Annotated in this window: 18 protein-coding genes and 5 tRNA genes; 16 read left to right on the top strand and 7 right to left on the bottom strand. The window is 53.9% G+C overall.

Translation table 11 applies throughout. From position 1 onward, the window contains the following. Nucleotides 1-87: 87 nt before the first annotated feature. The 7 genes from NLX71_RS22105 to NLX71_RS22075 all read left to right on the top strand — a co-directional run bounded on the left by NLX71_RS22105 (nt 88) and on the right by NLX71_RS22075 (nt 3,437). Nucleotides 88-160 (top strand) — tRNA-Lys (locus NLX71_RS22105). Nucleotides 161-168: 8 nt separating this feature from the next. Then, nucleotides 169-254: transfer RNA gene (locus NLX71_RS22100), tRNA-Leu, on the top strand. An 11-nt stretch (nt 255-265) separates the two neighbouring features. Beyond that, nucleotides 266-349: transfer RNA gene (locus tag NLX71_RS22095), tRNA-Leu, on the top strand. Nucleotides 350-356: 7 nt separating this feature from the next. Further along, a tRNA-Gly gene (locus NLX71_RS22090) sits at nt 357-431 on the top strand. A gap of 17 nt (nt 432-448) precedes the next feature. Beyond that, a tRNA-Arg gene (locus NLX71_RS22085) sits at nt 449-522 on the top strand. Nucleotides 523-859: 337 nt separating this feature from the next. Further along, nucleotides 860-1,579: a thioesterase II family protein gene (locus NLX71_RS22080; RefSeq protein WP_254365918.1), complete on the top strand. Its 720-nt coding sequence runs from the start codon at nt 860-862 to the stop codon at nt 1,577-1,579. A 385-nt stretch (nt 1,580-1,964) separates the two neighbouring features. Beyond that, complete coding sequence (locus NLX71_RS22075; protein WP_254365917.1) at nt 1,965-3,437, top strand: amino acid permease; 1,473 nt, start codon at nt 1,965-1,967, stop codon at nt 3,435-3,437. Between the two features lie 50 nt (nt 3,438-3,487). Here NLX71_RS22075 and NLX71_RS22070 read toward each other — a convergent pair whose 3' ends face one another. From NLX71_RS22070 to NLX71_RS22055, 4 genes are all read right to left on the bottom strand, one after another. After that, on the bottom strand, nt 3,488-4,795 hold the full coding sequence (locus NLX71_RS22070; protein ID WP_254365916.1) for a dicarboxylate/amino acid:cation symporter: 1,308 nt from the start codon (nt 4,793-4,795) through the stop codon (nt 3,488-3,490). 150 nt (nt 4,796-4,945) lie between these two features. After that, nucleotides 4,946-5,692 (bottom strand): response regulator, encoded by a 747-nt coding sequence (locus NLX71_RS22065; RefSeq protein ID WP_254365915.1) that lies wholly within the window; start codon nt 5,690-5,692, stop codon nt 4,946-4,948. Nucleotides 5,693-5,749: 57 nt separating this feature from the next. After that, on the bottom strand, nt 5,750-7,333 hold the full coding sequence (locus tag NLX71_RS22060; RefSeq protein ID WP_254365914.1) for an ATP-binding protein: 1,584 nt from the start codon (nt 7,331-7,333) through the stop codon (nt 5,750-5,752). A gap of 137 nt (nt 7,334-7,470) precedes the next feature. Further along, entirely contained in the window at nt 7,471-7,932 is a 462-nt protein-coding gene (locus tag NLX71_RS22055) for a hypothetical protein (protein WP_254365913.1), read from the bottom strand. 157 nt (nt 7,933-8,089) lie between these two features. Between NLX71_RS22055 and NLX71_RS22050 the strand changes: the two genes are divergently transcribed. Beyond that, complete coding sequence (locus NLX71_RS22050; protein ID WP_254365912.1) at nt 8,090-9,148, top strand: DctP family TRAP transporter solute-binding subunit; 1,059 nt, start codon at nt 8,090-8,092, stop codon at nt 9,146-9,148. Nucleotides 9,149-9,167: 19 nt separating this feature from the next. Here NLX71_RS22050 and NLX71_RS22045 read toward each other — a convergent pair whose 3' ends face one another. After that, nucleotides 9,168-9,884: a 3D domain-containing protein gene (locus NLX71_RS22045; RefSeq protein WP_254365911.1), complete on the bottom strand. Its 717-nt coding sequence runs from the start codon at nt 9,882-9,884 to the stop codon at nt 9,168-9,170. A 206-nt stretch (nt 9,885-10,090) separates the two neighbouring features. Between NLX71_RS22045 and NLX71_RS22040 the strand changes: the two genes are divergently transcribed. The 7 genes from NLX71_RS22040 (at nt 10,091) to phnE (NLX71_RS22010) (ending at nt 16,110) form a co-directional block, all read left to right on the top strand. Continuing rightward, nucleotides 10,091-10,906 (top strand): uroporphyrinogen-III synthase, encoded by an 816-nt coding sequence (locus NLX71_RS22040; RefSeq protein ID WP_254365910.1) that lies wholly within the window; start codon nt 10,091-10,093, stop codon nt 10,904-10,906. Nucleotides 10,907-11,002: 96 nt separating this feature from the next. Next, a complete protein-coding gene (locus tag NLX71_RS22035; RefSeq protein WP_254365909.1) occupies nt 11,003-11,926 on the top strand; it encodes an ABC transporter ATP-binding protein in 924 nt (307 codons plus the stop codon). After that, complete coding sequence (locus NLX71_RS22030) at nt 11,919-12,692, top strand: ABC transporter permease (protein WP_254365908.1); 774 nt, start codon at nt 11,919-11,921, stop codon at nt 12,690-12,692. The genes NLX71_RS22035 and NLX71_RS22030 overlap by 8 nt, the downstream gene beginning before the upstream one ends. A gap of 122 nt (nt 12,693-12,814) precedes the next feature. After that, nucleotides 12,815-13,615, top strand: coding sequence for a lipid II flippase Amj family protein (locus NLX71_RS22025; RefSeq protein ID WP_254365907.1), 801 nt, complete (start codon nt 12,815-12,817; stop codon nt 13,613-13,615). Between the two features lie 145 nt (nt 13,616-13,760). After that, nucleotides 13,761-14,534, top strand: a complete 774-nt coding sequence (gene phnC / locus NLX71_RS22020) for a phosphonate ABC transporter ATP-binding protein (RefSeq protein WP_254365906.1) — start codon at nt 13,761-13,763, stop codon at nt 14,532-14,534. Beyond that, nucleotides 14,531-15,322: a phosphonate ABC transporter, permease protein PhnE gene (phnE, locus tag NLX71_RS22015; protein ID WP_254365905.1), complete on the top strand. Its 792-nt coding sequence runs from the start codon at nt 14,531-14,533 to the stop codon at nt 15,320-15,322. The genes phnC and phnE (NLX71_RS22015) overlap by 4 nt, the downstream gene beginning before the upstream one ends. Then, nucleotides 15,319-16,110: a phosphonate ABC transporter, permease protein PhnE gene (phnE, locus tag NLX71_RS22010; protein ID WP_254365904.1), complete on the top strand. Its 792-nt coding sequence runs from the start codon at nt 15,319-15,321 to the stop codon at nt 16,108-16,110. The genes phnE (NLX71_RS22015) and phnE (NLX71_RS22010) overlap by 4 nt, the downstream gene beginning before the upstream one ends. 198 nt (nt 16,111-16,308) lie before the next feature. Here phnE (NLX71_RS22010) and NLX71_RS22005 read toward each other — a convergent pair whose 3' ends face one another. After that, nucleotides 16,309-17,277: a phosphate/phosphite/phosphonate ABC transporter substrate-binding protein gene (locus NLX71_RS22005; protein ID WP_254365903.1), complete on the bottom strand. Its 969-nt coding sequence runs from the start codon at nt 17,275-17,277 to the stop codon at nt 16,309-16,311. A gap of 195 nt (nt 17,278-17,472) precedes the next feature. Here NLX71_RS22005 and NLX71_RS22000 point away from each other — a divergent pair, with 195 nt between their 5' ends. Further along, on the top strand, nt 17,473-19,056 hold the full coding sequence (locus NLX71_RS22000) for a bifunctional metallophosphatase/5'-nucleotidase (protein ID WP_254365902.1): 1,584 nt from the start codon (nt 17,473-17,475) through the stop codon (nt 19,054-19,056). Nucleotides 19,057-19,152: 96 nt separating this feature from the next. On the opposite strand, the gene NLX71_RS21995 is transcribed toward NLX71_RS22000, so the two are convergent. After that, entirely contained in the window at nt 19,153-20,478 is a 1,326-nt protein-coding gene (locus NLX71_RS21995) for a nucleobase:cation symporter-2 family protein (RefSeq protein WP_302058387.1), read from the bottom strand. Between the last annotated feature and the right edge of the window lie 11 nt (nt 20,479-20,489).

Below are 20,489 nucleotides of genomic sequence, written 5' to 3'. Positions count from 1 at the left end.
AAGTGGCCAAACGCAGCAGACTGTAAATCTGTTCTCTGACGAGTTCGGTGGTTCGAATCCATCAGCCTCCACCAGTTTTAAGATTATGAGCCATTAGCTCAGTTGGTAGAGCACCTGACTTTTAATCAGGGTGTCGTAGGTTCGAGTCCTACATGGCTCACGTTATATGCGGTTGTGGTGGAATGGCAGACACGCTATCTTGAGGGGGTAGTGGGCGTACGCTCGTGGAGGTTCGAGTCCTCTCAACCGCACCAAAATTAAATATGCGGTCGTGGCGGAATTGGCAGACGCGCTAGATTCAGGTTCTAGTGGTGTAACAGCCGTGGAGGTTCGAGTCCTCTCGACCGCATCTTTACGCGGAAGTGGCTCAGGGGTAGAGCATCGCCTTGCCAAGGCGAGGGTCGCGGGTTCGAATCCCGTCTTCCGCTCCATTTATTGAACAGATTATGTGCCCTTAGCTCAGCCGGATAGAGCGTTTGACTACGAATCAAAAGGTCGGGAGTTCGAATCTCTCAGGGCACGTACTTTACTTACCAATAATAAAGCAGGCTAAAAAACTTAGAGCTTTTTTGAAGAAAGTAGAAATACTTGCTTCGAAAAAAGCTCTTTTTGTCGTTGAGGTTTGGCATTGGCAAAAGAGATTCTGCGGAGACTTATCGAATCTTTTACTTTTTTGCGTTTATTTATAACAAAAACTAAATATACAATACCTATTTTATTTGGTAAAATGTAGGTTACGGTAGCTGTACAAAATGTAAACAAGGAAGGTTAGAATGAGGATTATATTTATTTTGCCGTTTTAAGCAAAACGATTAACGCAGAATACGTTCTATCAAACGGATTGGGGTGCATTCATTTCATGAGTAAAATTCAGTTATTTTGTCTGCCTTATGCCGGCGGATCGGCTACGATTTATTCCAAGTGGAAAAGATTATTGAATGCGGATATTGAATTATATCCTGTGGAGTTGGCCGGAAGGGGCCGGAGATTTAACGAGTCTCCTTATGCTAATGTAGAGCAAGCGGTCGAAGATATTTACCGTGAGATCAGCGGAAGGCTTCATGCCCCGTTTGCCTTGTTCGGGCATAGTATGGGAAGCTTGCTGACGTATGAGCTCTGCTGCAAAATTAAGCAGCAAAAGGGCGTGGAACCGGTGCACATCTTTGCATCCGGACGCCGGGCGCCGCAGTGTCCGAATGACAGGAAGGTGATGCATCTCCTCCCCGAAGCCGAGTTTATGACTGAGGTTCACCAACTCGGAGGAACACCACGCGAACTGTTCGAAAACCGGGAACTGGCGGAGATCTTTATTCCGCTTTTAAGATCGGACTATAGGCTGGTTGAAAACTATGTTTACCACGGGAAAAATACGAAGTTCGATTGCGGCCTTACCGTATTGAATGGAAAAGAAGATGACATGGTTCCTGAGCATCTGACTGCTTGGAGTGACCATACCAACGGCGCCTTCAAAATTATCGAGTATGATGGCGGACATTTCTTCATTCACGATCAAACGGAGCCTATCGTGAAGCTGATTAACGAAACATTAAGCATGGTAGCATTATCATCGGGCAGATAGCATAGGCTTACAGAGGCGGGGGGCGTCAGCCATTCCGACGGTCCCTTGGATGCCTTACACAGAGAATGGCTCCCCGTAGGCTCTCGCGTTTCTAGTCCCTAACAACGCGTCTGGAGTCGAAAGAAGGGCGGAGAAAAGCTAATATTCCCAATGCCTTCCGGTGTTTTTCTTAGGAGAGAAAGCTGTCAAAAGAAAGACTAGATAATATGAAACGAAATATGATAGAATGGGTAGGCATATTGTTTAGATTTTATGAATAAACCTAAGAGCACCAAGTAGTCGCATACAGGTTGCGGCTTTTTTTATGCCTTACGAACCATTGAAAGCGCCATAAAAAAATTTTTGATGAGGGTGACCTTAACATTTTCAGAAGGAGTAGCGATCTATGAATTCTACCCAAGTGGAGAAATCTTTATCCCCGAATCAGTTGAAAAGAGGGCTGACAGCCCGGCACATGACAATGATTTCGCTCGGCGGTTCCATCGGCACCGGTCTGTTTCTGGCCAGCGGCGGAGCTATTCATTCGGCCGGTCCGGGCGGGGCGTTCCTTGCGTATTTGGTTATCGGAATCATGGTTTACTTTCTGGTGACGAGCTTAGGCGAAATGGCTACTTACATGCCGGTATCGGGATCGTTTAGTACGTATGCGGCCCGCTTCGTAGACCCGTCGTTGGGGTTCGCACTCGGTTGGAACTATTGGTACAACTGGGCGATTACGATAGCCGCCGAGCTGACGGCAGCGACACTAATCATTAAATTTTGGCTTCCGGACAGTCCTTCTTTGCTCTGGAGCGCGTTGTTTCTCGCCTTGATGGTGGGGCTCAATCTGCTTTCGGTAAAAAGCTACGGAGAATCGGAGTACTGGTTTGCGTTAATTAAGGTCGTCACGATCATCGTGTTCATCGGAATCGGCATTCTGATGATTATCGGCATCTGGTCCAGCGAAGCCGTCGGCTTGCGTAACCTTACGATTGGCGACGCGCCTTTCCACGGAGGGTTCTTGGCTGCGATGGGCGTATTTATGGCCGCAGGGTTCTCCTTTCAGGGAACAGAGCTGGTAGGGATAGCCGCGGGGGAGAGTGAAGATCCGCGCCGCAACGTGCCTAAGGCGATTCGTTCCGTTTTCTGGCGCATTCTACTGTTTTATTTGATTGCTATCGCTGTGATCGGTCTGCTTGTTCCGTATACGAACGAAAATTTGGCCAGCAGCGACGTGGCGATGAGCCCGTTCACGATGGTATTTGAAAAAGCTGGCCTTAGCATCGCCGCATCGGTGATGAATGCCGTTATTCTTACATCGGTACTGTCAGCAGGAAACTCCGGCATGTACGCGTCGACCCGGATGCTGTGGGTGCTGGCGAAAGAAGGGAAAGCACCGCGTTTTCTCACCAAGCTAAGTAAGAGAGGCGTTCCGGTTTATGCGCTGCTGGCGACGAGCGCTTTGGGCATGTTCGCTTTCTTGTCCTCCTCGTTCGGGGACGGTGTCGTCTACACTTGGCTGTTGAATGCATCCGGCATGTCGGGCTTTATCGCTTGGCTCGGCATAGCGATAAGCCACTACCGTTTCCGCAAAGCCTATGTCGCTCAAGGCCGGGACATCAACGATCTGCCGTACAAAGCCAAATGGTTTCCGTTCGGGCCGATCCTGGCTGGGGTATTGTGCGCTATCGTTATCGTCGGTCAGTGTATTAGCGGGATTAAGAACGGTACGATCGATTGGGCTTACCTGTTCGCTTCTTATATTGGCATTCCGCTCTTTTTGGCGATATGGCTGACGTATAAGTGGAAGCATAAAACGAAAATGCTGAAGCTGGAAGAATGTGTGTTCGAGGATACGGTTGTGGAACGGTCGAAATAGGAAATAATGAAGCAGCCGCCCCGGTAAGGGGACGGCTGCTTTTTTGCACGTTAATTCGTCGTGAGGGCCTTGGGTTCTCCGCTTACATAAGCGCCTTCTTCCGAAGCAGGGGATACCGCAATCGTCTGATTGTCGAATTGCTTCTCGCTTTTCGCAATAACAACGGTGGCGACGCTATTGCCGATCAGATTCGTGATGGAGCGTGCTTCGGACATGAAACGGTCAACGCCGAGCAGAAGCGCCATGCCTTCGATCGGGATGACGTTGCCCGGGATTGCGGCAAGTGTGGCTGCCAAGGTAACGAAGCCGGAACCGGTAACGCCTGCCGCGCCTTTGGAGGTGAGCATCAGCACGCCGAGCAGCGTGGCAATTTGCAGCAACGTCAGTTCAATGCCATAGGCTTGCGCAATGAAAAGCGCTGCCATCGATAAGTAGATCGATGTGCCGTCCAGGTTGAACGAGTAGCCGGTTGGGACGACCAAGCCAACGACCGACTTGGAGCAGCCGTATTTCTCAAGACGTTCCATTAAGCGCGGCAGCGCCGATTCGGAGGAGGACGTGCCAAGCACCAGCAAAATTTCTTCTTTGATGAACTTCAGCAGATTGAAGATGCTGAAGCCGTAGAACCGGGCTATTGCGCCGAGAATAACGATGACGAACAGAATCATGGTGATATAAACGGAGCCCATCATTTTGCCAAGGGAGAACAGGGAGGCAATCCCGAATTTCCCGATCGTATAAGCCATGGCGCCGCCAGCGGCAATAGGGGAGAAGCGCATAATCATAGCGACCAATTTAAAGAAAATGTCGTTCAATTTCTCGAATAATTGCGTGACGGGTTTCGATTTCTCGCCCAGGGAGGCCATAGCGAGACCGAACATGACGGAGAATAAAAGCACCGGAAGCATGTCGCCTTTGGCGAGCGCGCCTACGACGCTGTCCGGAATGACGCTGAGCAGAAAATCCGTGAAGCCGTGCGGAGATTCCGTCGCTTGCTTCGCATATTTTGCCACGTCGGCCGCGTTGGCCCCGACTTTGCTGACGTCCATGCCGGAACCGGGGCGGACGAGATACATGACGGCAATCCCGATCGACATCGCAAAGGTCGTGATGATTTCGAAATACAGCAGCGCTTTGCCGCCGATCCGGCCGATTTTTTTCATATCTCCCATATTCGCGAAACCGATTACAATTGTGAAAAAGACGATAGGGGGGATGATCATTTTGATCAGTTTGACGAATATATCGCCGAGCACTTTGAGCTGCACCCCGAACGTTGGGAAAAATTGTCCGATCAAGATCCCGAGGACAATCGCAATCAAGACCTGAACCGTAAGGTTTTTGAAATTGATTTTCATGAAAATTCTCCTCATTTCTACATGGCGTTCTCTTTTCGTGTTTTTATGTTATCGCTTTCATAATGACTTGTGAATCATTTGGACATATTGGTTGTTTTGGTCTTTTTGGTCTTCGGAAAGGGCACAAAAAAAAGCGGACCGCGTTGTTCGTTAACGCGATCCGCCAGGCGGAGGGGATAATCTGTATTTATTGACGGGGCGGCCAACCCCATATTGGAGATCGAGACGGAGTTGACCGCTTTTCTCCAAAAAGTCGAGATAGCGTCTGGCCGTCACTCTGGCGATGCCGACACCTTCGGCGACCTCCTCCGCTGAAAGCGCCTTCGATTGCAGGACTAGAAATTGCACAATCTGCTTGAGGGTTACAGCCTGGAGCCCTTTGGGCAATTCCGATGGCTCTTCCTTTTGCCTGTCTGATGAAGACGCATCATGCGTTCTTCCGAAAAGCAGCCGATCCAGCTCGGATTGGGAAGCGGGTTGTTCGCTATCGAGCGCTGCCTTCATCTGGCGGTAATGCTCAAGTGCCTGCTTCACCCGTTCAAATTTAAACGGTTTCATGATGTAATCGACGGCCCCGTTCTGAAGCATCCGCTCGATGGTGCGCATATCGTTGGCTGCGCTGATCACCATAACATCGACAGGGGTTTGATTTCGGCGGAGCTCCAGAATCGTCTCGATGCCGTCCCGCACCGGCATGAAAATATCGAGGATGACGAGATTGGGCTGAAGCTCCTTTACCATGCGCAAGCCTTCATCCCCGCTGGAGGCAATGCCTGCGACACGAAAGCCTTCCACTCGCTCGACAAATTGACTGTTGACTTCCTGCACCATCGGATCGTCTTCGATCAGCAGGACGCGGAGAACGTCCCGCTTCGTTTCGTTCATACCGTCTGCCATGTTGCCTGTCATCCCCCTCGCTTTCACTGTAAATGAAGAGCATCGGACTGCAAAAAACTATTGCATCGGGAACGTAATGATAAATGTGGTTCCTTCTCCCGGGGCTGATTCGATCTGAATCGAGCCGCCGCCTTTCCGCACGATATCGTCGATCAGGTGAAGGCCGATTCCGCGTCCGTCGTCGCCTTTGGTCGTAAAGCCGTGCTCGAATATGCGGGTTTTGACGGACTCCTCCATGCCGCAGCCATTGTCCTCGACGAGGACGGACAGCACGTCGTCATCTTGTTCGAGGCTGATAAAGATGTGTTTGTTATCCTTGGTATGGTGATGCAATGCGTCAAAAGCATTTTCCAGAAGGTTGCCGAGCAGGATCACGAAATCGTGATGATCGAGCCGTTCGGGAAACCGTTCCAGCCGGCTTTGCCGGTCGATCGTTACTTCGATCCCAAGCTCCCGGCCGCGGCTGATCTTGCCAAGCAGCAGACCGGTCAAGCTTTCGTTGCGAATACGGCTGTCGAGGAAACGGGTCAGCTCTTCTTTTTGCTCGGTCATCTCGAACAAAAAATCAAGCGCTTTCTCGTTGCTGCCGAGCTGAATTAAGCCGCCGATCGTATGCAGCTTGTTCATGTACTCGTGGTTTTGCACGCGCAGCGCATCGACGAAGGTCCGGACGCCGGTCAGCTCTTCAGCCATCCGCGTCACTTCCGTCCGGTCTTGAAAAATGGCAACGGCGCCGACGGTTTCCCCGCCTACGGTGATCGGCACCCGGTTGCTCATGATCGGCGTTTCTTGAATGACCAGCTCTTGATTGAAGATCGGATGATTGAGCTCCAGTATTTCGGGCAGCCGCGTATCGGGGAGCACTTCCCAGATCGACTTGCCGACGACGTCGCCCGATACTTTGAGCATTTGTTTCGCCTTCTCGTTGAAAATCGTGATGCGTTCGAACTTATCGATGGCAATAACGCCTTCATGCATCGCGTTGAACGTCGCCGTACGTTCGACCAGCAGCGCGGCGATTTCGTGCGGTTCCAGCTCAAACATCTGCCGCTTGATATGCTGGGCGAGCTTCCACGACCCCCATAGCCCGAAGAGCAGGGAAATGAACAGCACGACGTAGGCTTGATTCGACAGGTCCAGCAGCACCTGCCCTACGGTCGGCTGGATGCGGCCGACGAGCGCGACGCCGACCTGCGCATGGTCGGCGTTCATAATCGGCACGAAAGCGCGCAGCGCCGTGCCAAGCTCGCCTTTTGCCTTGGACACGTAAGTGTGCTCGGCAAAGGCGGGGCCTTCGTCGGCACCGGACGAAACGGTGCCGATCTTGCTCTCCACCGGATGCGACAGCCGCAGCCGGTGCATATCCATCACCACGACGTAGGTCACGTCGTTGATGATGCGAATGCGCTCGGCGGCAAGCTGGATGCCGTCGCGCATGTTGGGGTCCGCAAGGCCGGAGACGATCTCCGGCATCTGCGCCACGGTGCGGGCGGTGACAAGCAGCCGCCGCCCAAGCTCTTCCTCTTTCAGCCGGACGATGCTGCCAAGGAGAATCGTCCCTCCGATACAGAGCGAGAACAGGACGATACCGAACGACAAAATCGCGATTTTCCAGTTGATTTTTAATCGCTGCAGCAGCATCCGTCCCGCCTCCTTTCTACGATATATTATCATACAACAGGAAGCGGCGGATGGAAAACAAAACAGCCCTGTCTTCCGCAACCGGGATGGAGCGGGGACGGGCTATTGATAAACGGATACGTATGGAATCGAGAGGATTATCCTCCCGGCATCTTCTTTTTCTCTTCCTTCTCCTTGCCTTGCTTTTGTTCCGGGGATTTTTTCTCGGACGACTCTGTCTTCGTCCCGGCTTTGCCTTGCTGCTTGGACTGCTGCTGTTCCTTTTTGCCGCCAGCTTTGCCGCCAGCCCACGGGTTGCCCCCCATACGAACTTTTTCTTGAAATTCGAGTTCCCGCTTCAGCATTTTTTGCTGGTCCTTTTGCAGCTTTTTAAGCTGCTTTTTTTCTTCCTTGCGGATTTTTTCCTCCTGCTCGTGCTCGTTCTTTTTTATATCCTGATACATCTTCAACTGCTGTTGAAGCATCGTATCGCTCGGCTTATTTTGCTGCTGTTTTTTACTCTGTTGCTGCTCTTGTTTTTTTCCGCCGCCACAGCCCGTCAATACGATCGGCATCAGCAGAAGGCACCAAAGCAGACCCCGTACGAATCTTGCCGGCATCTCGTCTGAAACCTCCTTCGTTTGCGAGGGGATCGTCCGCGTTTTCTTTAGTTTAACCGTTTCTTCAAAATTCATGTTCAGGTGCGGTCTTCATTGAGTTAGGCGGCGACATATGTTATTGTACATCATGATCATGACACTCCGGAGGTGGACGAACGTGAGGCCTTTGCTCGGAACGCTGCTTGTAGTATTCATCGGACTTGCCGCTGCCGTGGCGATCGGTTTTTATCCGGGGTTCTCGACGACATCCGACGTGGCGGATGACGAGCAAGAAGGCTTCGATCAGGCGCTGGTCATTAAATTCAGCCATGTCGTTGCCGAAAATACGCCCAAAGGCCTGGCGGCTCAAAGGTTTGCCCGCCTGATGTCCGAAAAGACGGACCGCCACGTAAAGGTCGAAGTGTTTCCGAACGCGGTTCTCTATAACGAGACCGACGAAATGGATGCGCTTATGCGCGGCAACATACAAATGATAGCCCCTTCGTTTGCCAATGTGTCCGAGCATGTTCCGGCTTGGCTGACGTTTGATCTGCCGTATGCGTTTTTAAGCGACGAAGCGGTACAAGAGGCGTTTGACGGCGAGCTGGGGAAGCTGCTGTTCGATAAGCTGGCAAGCAAAAATTTGGTCGGCTTGTCCTATTGGGGCAATGGCTTCAAGCAAATGACTTCCAATCGGGGGCCGCTGGTTCATCCATCGGATTTCAAAGAACAACACTTTCGCATTTTGCCCAGCAAAGTGATTGAAGCGCAATTTCGACAGTTTGAGGCAAAAACGACTCCGATTCCGTTTAACGAAGTGTATCGCGGTCTGGAATCGGGTGTCGTGGACGGCGAAGAAAATACGATCTCCAATATCCGTACGAAGAAGTTCTACCAGGTGCAAAAATATATGACCATCAGCAACCACGGATATCTCGGGTATACGGTGCTGATGAACAAATCGTTCTGGGACAAGCTGCCGGGCGATGTGAAGAAGCCCTTGGCAGAAGCGCTGGAAGAAACGGCGCGCTGGGCCAATGAGAATGCGATTGAGATGAACCGGCGCCAGCTGGATGAGCTGCGTCATCAGGGAGGGCTGCAAATTCATGTTCAAACGCCGGAGGAACGCCGCGAGTGGATGCAGCGATGGGACCCGATCTATCAGGAGTTCGAGGGAACGATAGGAAAAGACGTCATGAGCCGCATTCGCCGGCTGCGGGAAAAATACGGCGGTTGAGGGACGGCCATACAATATCCTAGGCCGTACCTTCAAGCACGTATACCTTCACATTTTTCTTCACGCCGAAGTGGCGGGCCTGCTTCACGTCGTCCATGAACAAGTCGATTCGCGTACCGCGGATGGCCGATCCGATATCTTCGGCCTTGCGGACGCCGATACCGTCGATGAACACGGTCGAGCCCATCGGGATCACCGAAGGATCGACGGCAATCGTACGCCCTTCCTCGGCTTTGCTGCCACTGTACGTGATGCCGTAATCCGGATGGGACGGCTTCTTGCCGGTCGATTCGACTCCCGCGGTATAAGCTGTTAGCGTCGAAGTCAGCACTTGCCGGATGATGCCCCCTTGTTCTCCGGGCAGCTCAATCCCGGCTTGTTCCGACGGAATCTGCAGCTGCTGTCCTGTCTGGAGCGATCCCGGATCGTCGATGTCGTTTGCGGTAAGCAGCATCTGCAAGGGGATTCCGAACGATCTTGCGATCCGATAGAGCGTATCGCCCGAGCGCACTTTATAGGAGACAGGGGAAGGCATGGTCATCAAGGCAGGGCTTTCCGTCTGTGCCTTAGCCTCTGTGTCTCTTTGCAAGATCGCACCCCATTCCTGGGATGTCATGGTCGTTTCGGCCAGATCCGCCGATGTATGGTAGGCATAGGCGGCCCGCTCGGCTGCCGCTCCCAAGGTGACGATTAGAATGAGGCAAAGCGTGAGCCGTAAAATACTAGCGTTCAACATCCTTACAACTCCTCCTTTGAAAAACTAGAGTGATAGTACTAGATTTGCCCGCTATCCCCGAATTTAAACGGGCAGGTAAAAATTCGTTTCTCCGAATCTATTGATTGAACGGCAATCTTCCAGTATAGTACGAACTATATGTCAGATATGGTGACGCATTGCAGGAATACGCGACCGGCAGAAGATCCGCACAAGGGGGCATCGGGATGAGCAGACTTGAAGGAAAACGAATTGCGCTAACAGGACCGAGGAAAGCGGCGGAGCTCAGCGTCATCGTGGAAAAGCTGGGCGGGGTGCCGATCTTGCGGCCGGCCCAAGGAACCGTTGCCGTTGAGCGGGAGCAAGTGGAGGCGGAAATCGCCCGGCTGATCGAGACGGGGATCGATTGGGTGATTCTTACGACAGGGATCGGCACGGAGCTATTGGTGCAAGCGGCCGAAAGCATGGGCCGGAAGGAAGCGTTCGTGGAAACGTTGAGCCAAGCCCGAATCGCGGCCAGAGGCTACAAAACGATCAATTATTTGAAAACATTGGGGCTAACCCCCACCGTGCGGGACGAGGACGGAACGACGGCCAGCCTGATCGCGGCGATGACACCTTACGAGCTTCAAGGGCAAAGGGTGGCGCTGCAGCTGTACGGCGACCACGCGCCCCGGCTTGTCCAATGGCTGGCCGAGCAGCAGGCGTCGTACCGCGAAATTTTGCCGTACCGGCACGTTCAGCCCGCCTTGGAGGTAGTAGACACGCTGCTGAATGAAATCGTGAGCGGCGCGATCGATGCCGTGACGTTCACCAGTACCCCGCAGGTCCGGTTTTTGATGGCCTATGCGCGGGAGCAGGGGATGGCGGACCGGGTGAAGGAAGCTTTTGCGAGCGGCGTCGTCGCCGTGGCGGTAGGCAAAGTGACGGCTGAAGCGCTTCGCGAAGAGGGCATTCAGCGGGTCGTTGCTCCGGAGCAGGAGCGGATGGGCAGCATGATCGTCAGTCTGGCTCATTATTACGAGCAAAAACCCGAGGCGTAAAGCATGGGCCTGTGCCGAAATTTGGTCCGGGATTTCGGGTATGGTATACTTTCCGTGTCAGGAGGGTATACCCTATTTTTTACATGTGGAGGAAATATGGAAGCGACTCCGGTAGTACAACTGCATCAAATAACCAAGCGAATCGGCTCCAAAACGATTGTGGATGGGCTGTCCTTCGAAGTGAAGCCGGGCGAAGTGTTCGGTTTTCTCGGACCGAATGGCGCGGGCAAAACGACAACGATCCGAATGATGGTCGGCTTAATGGCCATCACGCATGGAGAAGTGCTGATTCAGGGACACAGCGTAAAAACAAGGTTTGAGCAAGCGATGCTTCATGTCGGCGCGATTGTGGAAAACCCCGAGTTTTATGGGTTTATGACCGGGTATCAGAACCTGGTTCATTTCGCCCGGATGACGCCGAATGTCCCAAAGGAACGTATCGACGAAGTGGTCCGGCTGGTGAAGCTGGAGAACCGTATTATGGATAAGGTCAAAACGTATTCGCTCGGCATGCGGCAGCGTCTCGGCGTAGCCCAGGCGATTTTGCACCGCCCGTCGGTGCTCGTGCTCGACGAGCCGACCAACGGTCTGGACCCCGAGGGAATTCGCGAGCTGCGCGATTATTTGCGCCGTTTGGCTGCGGAGGAAGGGCTGGCGGTTATCGTTTCGAGCCATCTGCTGTCGGAGATGGAATTGATGTGCGACCGGGTAGCCATTATTCAGAACGGAAGGCTGCTCGATGTCCGGTCGTTCAAGGAGGCTCCTTCAGAGACGGAGGCCGTCGAGGTCCGGTTTGAAGTTGACCGCCCCGATGCGGCTCTGGAGCTGCTGGGAGAAGCGGAACGCGCGAAAGCGGAAGGTCCGGAGCTCGTCGTATGGCTGCCGAACCGGCGCGAAGCGACCGCTGAGCTTAACGCCCGCTTCGTTGCGGCGGGAATCCGGGTTTACGGCATCCGGACGCTGACCAAAACGCTCGAGGAGCAGTTCCTCGAAGTGACGGGAGGGAACCGGATTGTCTAGCGTAATTCGCCTCATACAGAACGAACAGATGAAAATTTATACCCGCCTGCGGACGTGGATTATGCTCGCTTTTGTCGTCTTGGCGGTTATTTCGATGGGCGTGATGATGAAGTATGTCCTCGAATCGGAGATGAATCACGTCCTTCAGTTTATGGGCTTGGCGGCGATTCTCACCCCGCTTGTCACTATTTTTTCCGTTATTGTGGCGGGTGACAGCGTAGCTTCCGAATTTACATGGGGCACCGTGAAGCTGCTGCTGATCCGCCCGGCCTCCCGCGGCAAAATTTTGTTGGCCAAGTACATCTCCGTGCTGCTGTTTATTGTCGAGCTGCTGCTGATTATGCTGATCATCTCTTACTTTACGGGGCTTGTGCTGTTCGGCGTCAGCGGTTCGGTTTCGCCCGACGGGACGATGCCGGTCATCCTTCAAGGATATGGAATCAAAGCCGTAGAGATCATGATGACGGCGACGCTGGCTTTTATGATTTCAACGGTTTTCCGGAGCAGCTCGCTGGCGATCGGACTCTCCATCTTCCTGATGTTTATGTCCGGACCGATCGTGGCCGTTTTGGTGCAGTTAAGATATGACTGGGTCAAGTATTTATTATTCGCCAATACGGATTTGACTCCGTATCTACACGGGGGCAAGCCTGTTGTCCCCGGGATGACGCTAGGCTTCTCTCTGGCCGTCCTGGCCGGTTATTGGATTGTATTCTATGCCGTTTCTTGGCTGCTATTTACGAAGAGGGACGTCGCAGGCAGTTAGCAGCGATAAAGAGACATCATCAGCCGACAAACCACTAGCAAACGCGACAGCCGTCTTTGTTCCTGCGAATCAAGCGTGCGGTCGCGTTTTTGGCTTGTCTGGAAAACGGAGGAGGGGGAAGCATGGTCGGATCGGTATGGCTCGTATTCGCGCTGACCTTGATCATTCACGGCGTGGAAACGCTATCATATGCGGTTAGGCTGGCCGGTATCCGCACAGGAAAGCTGGCGGTCGCCTTGTCGCTCACAGGCATCATTGTTCTGATCTCCAGAACTTCGAACATGCTTCAAGGCACGTTATTCGGCAATTTGATCGATAAAGCGAAGAATGACCCGGGCATTGAGCTCGGGTTTCAATTTCATCTGATCTTGATCGGGGCTTCCGTCGGGACGCTGGCGGCGCTTCTTGTTTTTCCGACAATGGTGTTCGTGGCCGCTCGGCTGATCGCCCGGCTTGAGGTTGTCGGCTCGCTGCCGGTTCTGATCCGGGAGTCCGTGACGATCGACAAGCTGAAATCGGTCAAGCGCGTATTTCGGCTGCCCCGTCTGGAGATGCTCAGCCGGCTGCGGGTCGGCGGAATTCCGAAGCGGCTGTTGCTGATGAACACCTTGGTCACGGGCATTTACACGGTCGGCGTATTATCCGCGCTGTACGCGTCTTATCTCGCTCCCGAGCATGGGACAAGCACCGCGCAATCGTCAGGTCTGATCAACGGGATTGCCACGATCCTGTTGACCATCTTCATCGATCCGCGAGTAGCGCTGCTGTCCGATAAGGCGATGTCCGGCAAGGTGAAGCAGGCGGAGCTCCATAAAATGTTCGGCATCCTTATGCTGTCGCGGCTGGCCGGCACCTTGCTCGCCCATCTGCTGCTCCTGCCGGGAGCGAAGGTCATTGCGTTCATTTGCGGGTTGTTATTTTAAAATCGCAGTCAAGTCCTATAGGTAAGAAGTGTTAAGTTTTCATTAATCTAGGTCATTTGAGGTGAATTGGAAAAGGAAAACCGCGATTCATGTCGAATTACAAGCTGGTCAGTTTAATCTAGCTAAAGGGGACTTTCATTAGACTATGATTGAATTCCAGAATGTGTCCAAGGTATATCCGAACGGAACCGTAGGTCTCAAAAATATTAATTTGACCATGGACAAAGGCGAATTTATTGTAATCGTCGGTCTCTCGGGAGCCGGAAAATCGACGCTGCTGCGATCAATTAACAGGCTGCATGAAATTACCAATGGCCAAATTCTCATTGACGGGCGGTCGATTACGACGGCCAGGGGAGCCCAGCTTCGAAATTTGCGCCGCGATATCGGTATGATTTTTCAAAATTTCAACTTAGTCAAACGTTCCTCCGTTCTTCGTAATGTTCTCTCCGGCCGTGTGGGCTATCATTCGACGCTGCGGACGCTGCTCGGGCTTTTTCCGAATAGAGATGTGGAGCTTGCGCTCCAAGCGCTTGAGCGCGTCAATATTCGGGAGAAGGCGTATGCCCGTGCGGACGAGCTGTCCGGCGGACAGCAGCAGCGCGTATCGATCGCCAGAGCGCTTGCCCAGGAAGCGAAAATTATTCTGGCGGACGAGCCGGTCGCCTCGCTGGACCCGTTGACGACACGCCAGGTGATGGATGACTTGAAACGGATTAATCAGGAGCTCGGCATCACGACCGTCGTTAACCTTCACTTTATCGATTTGGCGCGGGAATACGCGACCCGCATTATCGGGCTGCGCGCGGGGGAGGTCGTGTTCGACGGTCCCGTATCGGAAGCGACGGATGAGGCCTTCTCGGGTATTTACGGACGCGCAATCAAGAAGGATGAGCTTCTGGGGGTGGAGGCGGAATGACCGGGCCCGAACGCCGCGACATCCTGAAAAAGCCGTCGAATATGAAGTCGTATATAACGACGTTCGCTTTAATTTTTCTATTATGGTGGAGCGCCGATAAGACCGACTCCAGCATTGCCAAGTTGATCGAAGGCCTTCCGGAGATGGGCAAGCTGCTCGTTGAGATGGTTCCTCCTGACTGGAGATATATCGATGTCGTCTGGAAGCCGATGGCGGAAACGATCCAAATGGCTGTGATCGGTACGACGCTCGGTGGGCTGGCCGCGATTCCGATCGCTTTGCTTGCAGCCAGCAACGTAACCCGCAACCCGTGGATTTATCATCCGGCGCGCATTATTCTCAACCTGATCCGGACGATTCCGGAGCTACTTTTTGCCGGATTGTTCGTGGCGATCTTCAGCATCGGCGTGATGCCCGGGGTACTGGCGCTCGCCTTCTTCTCCTTCGGCTTGATCGCCAAGCTGACCTACGAATCGATCGAGGCGATCGATCCGGGCCCGCTGGAAGCGATGACGGCCGTCGGGGCCAACAAGCTGCAATGGATTCATTTTGGCGTCGTGCCTCAGGTGGCGGCGCAATATATCGCGTATTTTTTGTACACGTTCGAAGTCAATGTCCGGGCTGCCGCCGTGCTCGGCTTGGTCGGCGCGGGCGGGATCGGGCTAACGCTCGACCGGACGCTGCAGATGTTCCGTTATGACCGTTCGGCCCTTATCATTATTTTGACGCTGGCGATCGTGGTGTTGATCGATTTCGTGAGCACGAAGATAAGGGAGAGGCTGCTATGAATCAGACGACGACTAAAAAACCGTTCCGCATCCGCTTCTGGCTCGTGGCAATCATTATTTTGGCCATATATCTTTGGTCTTTTCTCGGCCTTAAATTCGAAGGCTTAACGGAAAACGCCGGCCGGGATTTTGCCGCCATTCTCCGCGGCTTGTTCAATCCCGATTGGGGTTACGTCTACATGCCCGAGGGCGAGGACCTGATTCGGGGACTGCTCGATACGCTGGCCATCTCCATTATCGGCACGTTTATTTCGGCGTTTCTGTGCGTGCCGTTCGCCTTCTGGGCCGCCAACAACATGAGTCGTTTCCGCTGGGTATCCGGCAGCGGCAAATTCATGCTGAGCTTTATCCGGACGTTCCCGGAAATCATCATGGCGGTCATCTTCATTAAAGCGGTAGGCCCGGGCGCTTATGCCGGGGTGCTGGCGCTCGGCCTGCACTCGATCGGGATGCTCGGCAAGCTGTATTCGGAGGCGCTCGAAAATCTCGATCTCGGGCCGACCGAGGCGCTGACCGCCTGTGGCGCCAACCGCTTGCAGGTGCTGTGGTTCGCCGTCATTCCGCAGGTGCTGCCGCACTTCTTCTCGTTTGCGCTGTACCGTTTCGAGATTAACATCCGTTCCGCTTCCATCCTCGGCCTGATCGGGGCGGGAGGGATCGGGGCGCCGCTCATTCAGGCGCTGGACGGCCGCGCATGGAACCGCGTCGGCGTTATTCTGCTCGGGATCATCGTCATGGTCACCATTATCGATATTATTTCTTCCGCCATTCGCAGACGTCTGGTGTAGGTGTAGACCACGAAGCCCGCTCTTCGGATCATTGGGCCGAAGGCGGGCTTTTTTTGCACGGGACGGGACCCCGATGAAGCGTTGAAGAAATCCCCGTATCTTCGGCGCTGGAGATGGATCAAGTCAAGGAACGTCTGTAAAGCAAAAAGGAGCGCCGCTGCGGAAAGCAGGGTGCTCCTTTTTGCTAAAAGCTTAGATTTACTTCTGGCCGATGCCTTTGGAATATTCGCGAACGACGTCGAATTTCTTGTCATCGGATTTCACGTAGCCACGGTGGGAGTATACGTCGAAAATGATTTTTCCGCCTGCCGGATCTTTGCCGATATCGATGAACGCTTGAGCGATTTTGTCTTTCCACTCTTGATCCATATCTTTGCGAACGGTGACCGTGTCGTTCGGAATCGGAGAAGTGAAGGCGAGCACGCGCGTTTTTTCATAGATGTCAGGAAAGTCGGTTTTCATCTTGTAGCGGGCGTCCTGGAAGATAGCCGCGGCGTCAACTTGTCCGTTCAGCACGGCGATAATGCCTTTGTCGTGACCTTTTACTTCGATGCCCGTTACGTCTTTCTCCGGATCGACGCCGGCTTTTTTCATTTCGTTGGCCGGCCATACGAAGCCTGCGGAGGACGTTACGCCCTGCCAAGCGATTTTTTTGCTTTTCAGGTCTTTCATTTCTTTGATCGGGGAATCCGCTTTAACGATGATCATAGCTTTGTAGAAGTCGACCAGGTCTTTGGTATCGGCGCCCGTTTTGTCGTCTACGCCGTACCGTTGAGCTTGCAGCAGCAGGTCTGCCGCTTTCCTCTCGTCATGCGCCAGCACATAAGCGTTCGGAGGCAGGAAGCCGATATCGACTTGCTTGGAAGCCATCGCTTCGATAACGGTGTTGTAGTTGGTCGAGACGGATACTTTGACCGGAATGCCGAGCTTTTCGCCAAGCAGCTTCTCCAGCGGCTTCGCCTTCGCTTCCAGCGTCTCCGCGTTTTGGGATGGAACGAACTGCACTTTCAATTCTTTAGGCGTGTAGCCTTTCGCCACAGGCGCTTCTTGCTTTTTGTCGGAAGGAGCAGGGGCTGCCGATTTGTTATCTGTTTTCGTACCGCAACCTGCTGCAATCCCGGCGGAAAGCACCAGGGACAGACTGGCTGCTGCAAACTTTTTAAACATGGGAATGACCTCCTGTTAACTTGTTAGATCAAAATCCATTTTCTACTATACCATAGATTAGGATAACCCATAATAAATTTTTTGTGAAAAACACCCAAATATGTAGAAAATTATTTTCGATTCTGATGGATGGTTCTCCGGCGTTAAATTTGATATAGTGGATTCAATTCATGGAAAAACGGAGTTGAATGCAAGGTGGTTCAAAAGCTGACAGTCACGATCTTGGAAACTAGCGACATTCACGGGGCGCTGCTTCCGATTCAGTATGCCAACAACAGTCCGACGGAAACGGGTCTGGCCAAAATCGCATCGATCATTCGCAAGGAGCGCCAGAAGGGCGGACCGCTGCTGCTTATCGATAACGGGGATTTGATTCAAGGGACGCCACTGGCGTATCATCATGCCAAACTGAACGTCGGGGAGCCGAATCCGATGATTCAGTGCCTGAATGAACTCGGGTACGACGCGGCCGTCATCGGGAATCACGAATTCAACTATGGGATGGAGCTGCTGCGCAAAGCGGTCGGGGAATCGAGCTTCCCTTGGCTCAGCGCCAATATTGTCGATGAGGCGACGGGCGAACCGTTATTCGGCAAGCCCTATCTGGTGAAGACGCTTGAGCAAGGGCTTAAAATCGGCGTGCTGGGGTTGACGACGCCTTACATCCCGCATTGGGAGAAGCCCGAGCATATTGCGGGCCTGCGTTTTGACGATGCCGTAGAGACGGCCAAGCGGTGGATAAAGCATTTGCGCGAGCAGGAGGGAGCGGACGTCGTGATCGTCTCCTATCACGGAGGGTTCGAGCGGCACCTGGAGTCCGGCGAGCCGACAGAGCCGTTGACGGGGGAAAATCAAGGCTATGCGCTCTGCCGCGAGGTGGAAGGCATCGACGTACTGCTCACGGGTCACCAGCACCGTTCGATCAGCGGAACGAGCATCAACGGGGTGACGGTCGTGCAGCCTGGCAGCGCAGGCGCGTGGCTTGGCAAAGTTACGCTGACGCTGGGCTTGGAAGCGGGAAGCTGGCGCGTTCTGGAAGCCGTGTCCGAGCTGGTGTCCCCGCAAGGCGAAGCACCAGATTCTGCGGTGCTGGGCATCGTGGAGCCGCACGAACGCCTTGCGCAAGTATGGCTCGATCAGCCGATCGGGCGTCTGCTTGGCGATATGCGCGTCACCGATCCGATGCAGGTCCGGCTGAAGGAGCATCCGCTCATCGAATTTATCAACCGGGTGCAGATGGAGCTGTCGGGTGCCCCGATCTCGAACACCGCGCTGTTCGACAACATCTCGCCGGGATTTCCCGAGCATATTACGATGCGGGACATTGTCTCCAATTATATTTATCCGAACACACTGCAGGTCATCCGGGTGTCGGGGCAGGATATTCGCGCCGCGCTGGAGCGTTCGGCCTCGTATTTTGCCCAATATGACGGAAACGGTCCGGTGCAAGTCAGTGCGGGATTCAGCGATCCGAAGCCGCAGCATTACAATTACGACATGTGGGAAGGCATCGACTACCGGATCAACATTTCGCGCCCGGTAGGACAGCGGATCGTCGAGCTGCGCTATAACGGCAAGCCGATCGACCCGGAGGCGGAATACGACGTCGTCATGAACAATTACCGGGCGGCGGGCGGCGGAAACTACCTGATGTTCCAAGGGAAGCCGGTCGTAAAGGACATTCCGACCGATATGGCAGAGCTGCTGGCCGGCTATATTATGGAACGGGGAACGATTGAAGCGTCGCTGAACCGGAATTGGGAAGTGGTTTGGGACTAAATCATTAGGAAATGTGGCAAAAAAAGAAGACTGCGGTCCTGTTCGCATATCACAGGGCAGCAGTCTTCTTATACGATATCAAGCGTTTATCTTCGATCAGTTCGCGGCGCCTTGCGGCTGTGAAGCGTCGGCAACCGACGGTTTCCGCCGAAGGTTGAACACCAGATTCAGCACGATCGCGGTAAAGCTACCTGCGACAATGCCGTTGCCGGTCAAAATTTGCACGGCTTGCGGCAGTTGGTTGAACAGCGTCGGAACGACCGTCACGCCAAGGCCGATGCCGATGGAGCAGGCGATGATCAGCAGGTTCTCATGGTTGTTCAGATCGACCTGCGAGCCGAGCATGCGGATTCCGGAAGAGACGACCATGCCGAACATGGCGACGGTCCCGCCGCCGAGCACGGGGGTCGGGATCAGCGTCGTCAGCGCCGCGACTTTCGGGATCAGGCCAAGGACGATCAAAATGCCGCCTGCGGCCATGATCACGTCGCGCGTCCGGACGCCGCTCATTTGGATAAGCCCGACGTTCTGCGAGAAGGTCGTATACGGGAAAGCGTTGAACAAGCCGCCGAGGATGATCGCGAGCCCTTCTGCGCGGTAACCGCGGGTCAAATCCTCCGAGCGGATGTCTTGGTCGCATATTTTGCCGAGAGCCAGAAAGACGCCGGTCGACTCCACCAGGCTGACCGCAGCAACCAGAATCATCGTCAGTATGGAGGTGATTTCAAACGTCGGCATACCGAAGTAGAGCGGATGCACCATATGAAACCAGGAAGCTTCATGGAACGGAGCGAAGCTGATCTTGCCGAGCAGCGCCGCGACAAGCGTCCCGGCGATCAAGCCGAGCAGAATCGAGATGGCCCGCCAAAAGCCGGTGAAAAAGCGGTTCATAGCAATAATCAGCGCGAGCACGCCGAACGAAAGCAGCAGGTTGATCGGCGCGCCAAAATTCGGATTGCCGACCCCGCCGCCCATATCGTTCAGCGCTACGGGAATGAGCGTGAGCCCGATGATCGTGACGACCGAACCGGTCACGACCGGAGGGAAGAAGCGGATCAGCTTGCCGAACAGTCCGGCGAAGAGGACGACGAACAAGCCCGCAGCCAAAATGGCGCCATAGATGGTCGAGATGCCGTGCTGGCTCCCGATGGCGATCATCGGGCCGACGGCCGTGAACGCACAGCCGAGCACGACCGGCAGGCCGATGCCGAAGAACCGGTTGCTCCATACTTGAAGCAAGGTCGCGATACCACAGGCTAACAGGTCAATCGAAACCAGGTAGGCGAGCTGCTCCGGCGACAGCTTCAGCGCGCTGCCGACAATCAGCGGCACGATGACGGCGCCCGCGTACATGGCCAGCACGTGCTGCAGGCCGAGCGAAAACCGCCGCATCGGCGGCTGGCTGGTTGTTTTGGCATTCATAGACACGGGAA

The organism is Paenibacillus sp. MZ04-78.2 (assembly GCF_024213375.1).
Taxonomy (GTDB): Bacteria; Bacillota; Bacilli; order Paenibacillales; family NBRC-103111; genus Paenibacillus_G.
This window is presented reverse-complemented; position numbering and strand designations above follow the sequence as displayed.

Bases quoted from the DNA above. Each gene is read 5' to 3' on its own strand.
- NLX71_RS22080 (WP_254365918.1), top strand. From the start codon at position 860: ATGAGTAAAATTCAGTTATTTTGTCTGCCTTATGCCGGCGGATCGGCT.
- NLX71_RS22075 (WP_254365917.1), top strand. From the start codon at position 1,965: ATGAATTCTACCCAAGTGGAGAAATCTTTATCCCCGAATCAGTTGAAA.
- NLX71_RS22070 (WP_254365916.1), bottom strand. From the start codon at position 4,795: ATGAAAATCAATTTCAAAAACCTTACGGTTCAGGTCTTGATTGCGATT.
- NLX71_RS22065 (WP_254365915.1), bottom strand. From the start codon at position 5,692: ATGGCAGACGGTATGAACGAAACGAAGCGGGACGTTCTCCGCGTCCTG.
- NLX71_RS22060 (WP_254365914.1), bottom strand. From the start codon at position 7,333: ATGCTGCTGCAGCGATTAAAAATCAACTGGAAAATCGCGATTTTGTCG.
- NLX71_RS22055 (WP_254365913.1), bottom strand. From the start codon at position 7,932: ATGCCGGCAAGATTCGTACGGGGTCTGCTTTGGTGCCTTCTGCTGATG.
- NLX71_RS22045 (WP_254365911.1), bottom strand. From the start codon at position 9,884: ATGTTGAACGCTAGTATTTTACGGCTCACGCTTTGCCTCATTCTAATC.
- NLX71_RS22040 (WP_254365910.1), top strand. From the start codon at position 10,091: ATGAGCAGACTTGAAGGAAAACGAATTGCGCTAACAGGACCGAGGAAA.
- NLX71_RS22035 (WP_254365909.1), top strand. From the start codon at position 11,003: ATGGAAGCGACTCCGGTAGTACAACTGCATCAAATAACCAAGCGAATC.
- NLX71_RS22025 (WP_254365907.1), top strand. From the start codon at position 12,815: ATGGTCGGATCGGTATGGCTCGTATTCGCGCTGACCTTGATCATTCAC.
- phnC (WP_254365906.1), top strand. From the start codon at position 13,761: ATGATTGAATTCCAGAATGTGTCCAAGGTATATCCGAACGGAACCGTA.
- phnE (WP_254365905.1), top strand. From the start codon at position 14,531: ATGACCGGGCCCGAACGCCGCGACATCCTGAAAAAGCCGTCGAATATG.
- phnE (WP_254365904.1), top strand. From the start codon at position 15,319: ATGAATCAGACGACGACTAAAAAACCGTTCCGCATCCGCTTCTGGCTC.
- NLX71_RS22005 (WP_254365903.1), bottom strand. From the start codon at position 17,277: ATGTTTAAAAAGTTTGCAGCAGCCAGTCTGTCCCTGGTGCTTTCCGCC.
- NLX71_RS21995 (WP_302058387.1), bottom strand. From the start codon at position 20,478: ATGAATGCCAAAACAACCAGCCAGCCGCCGATGCGGCGGTTTTCGCTC.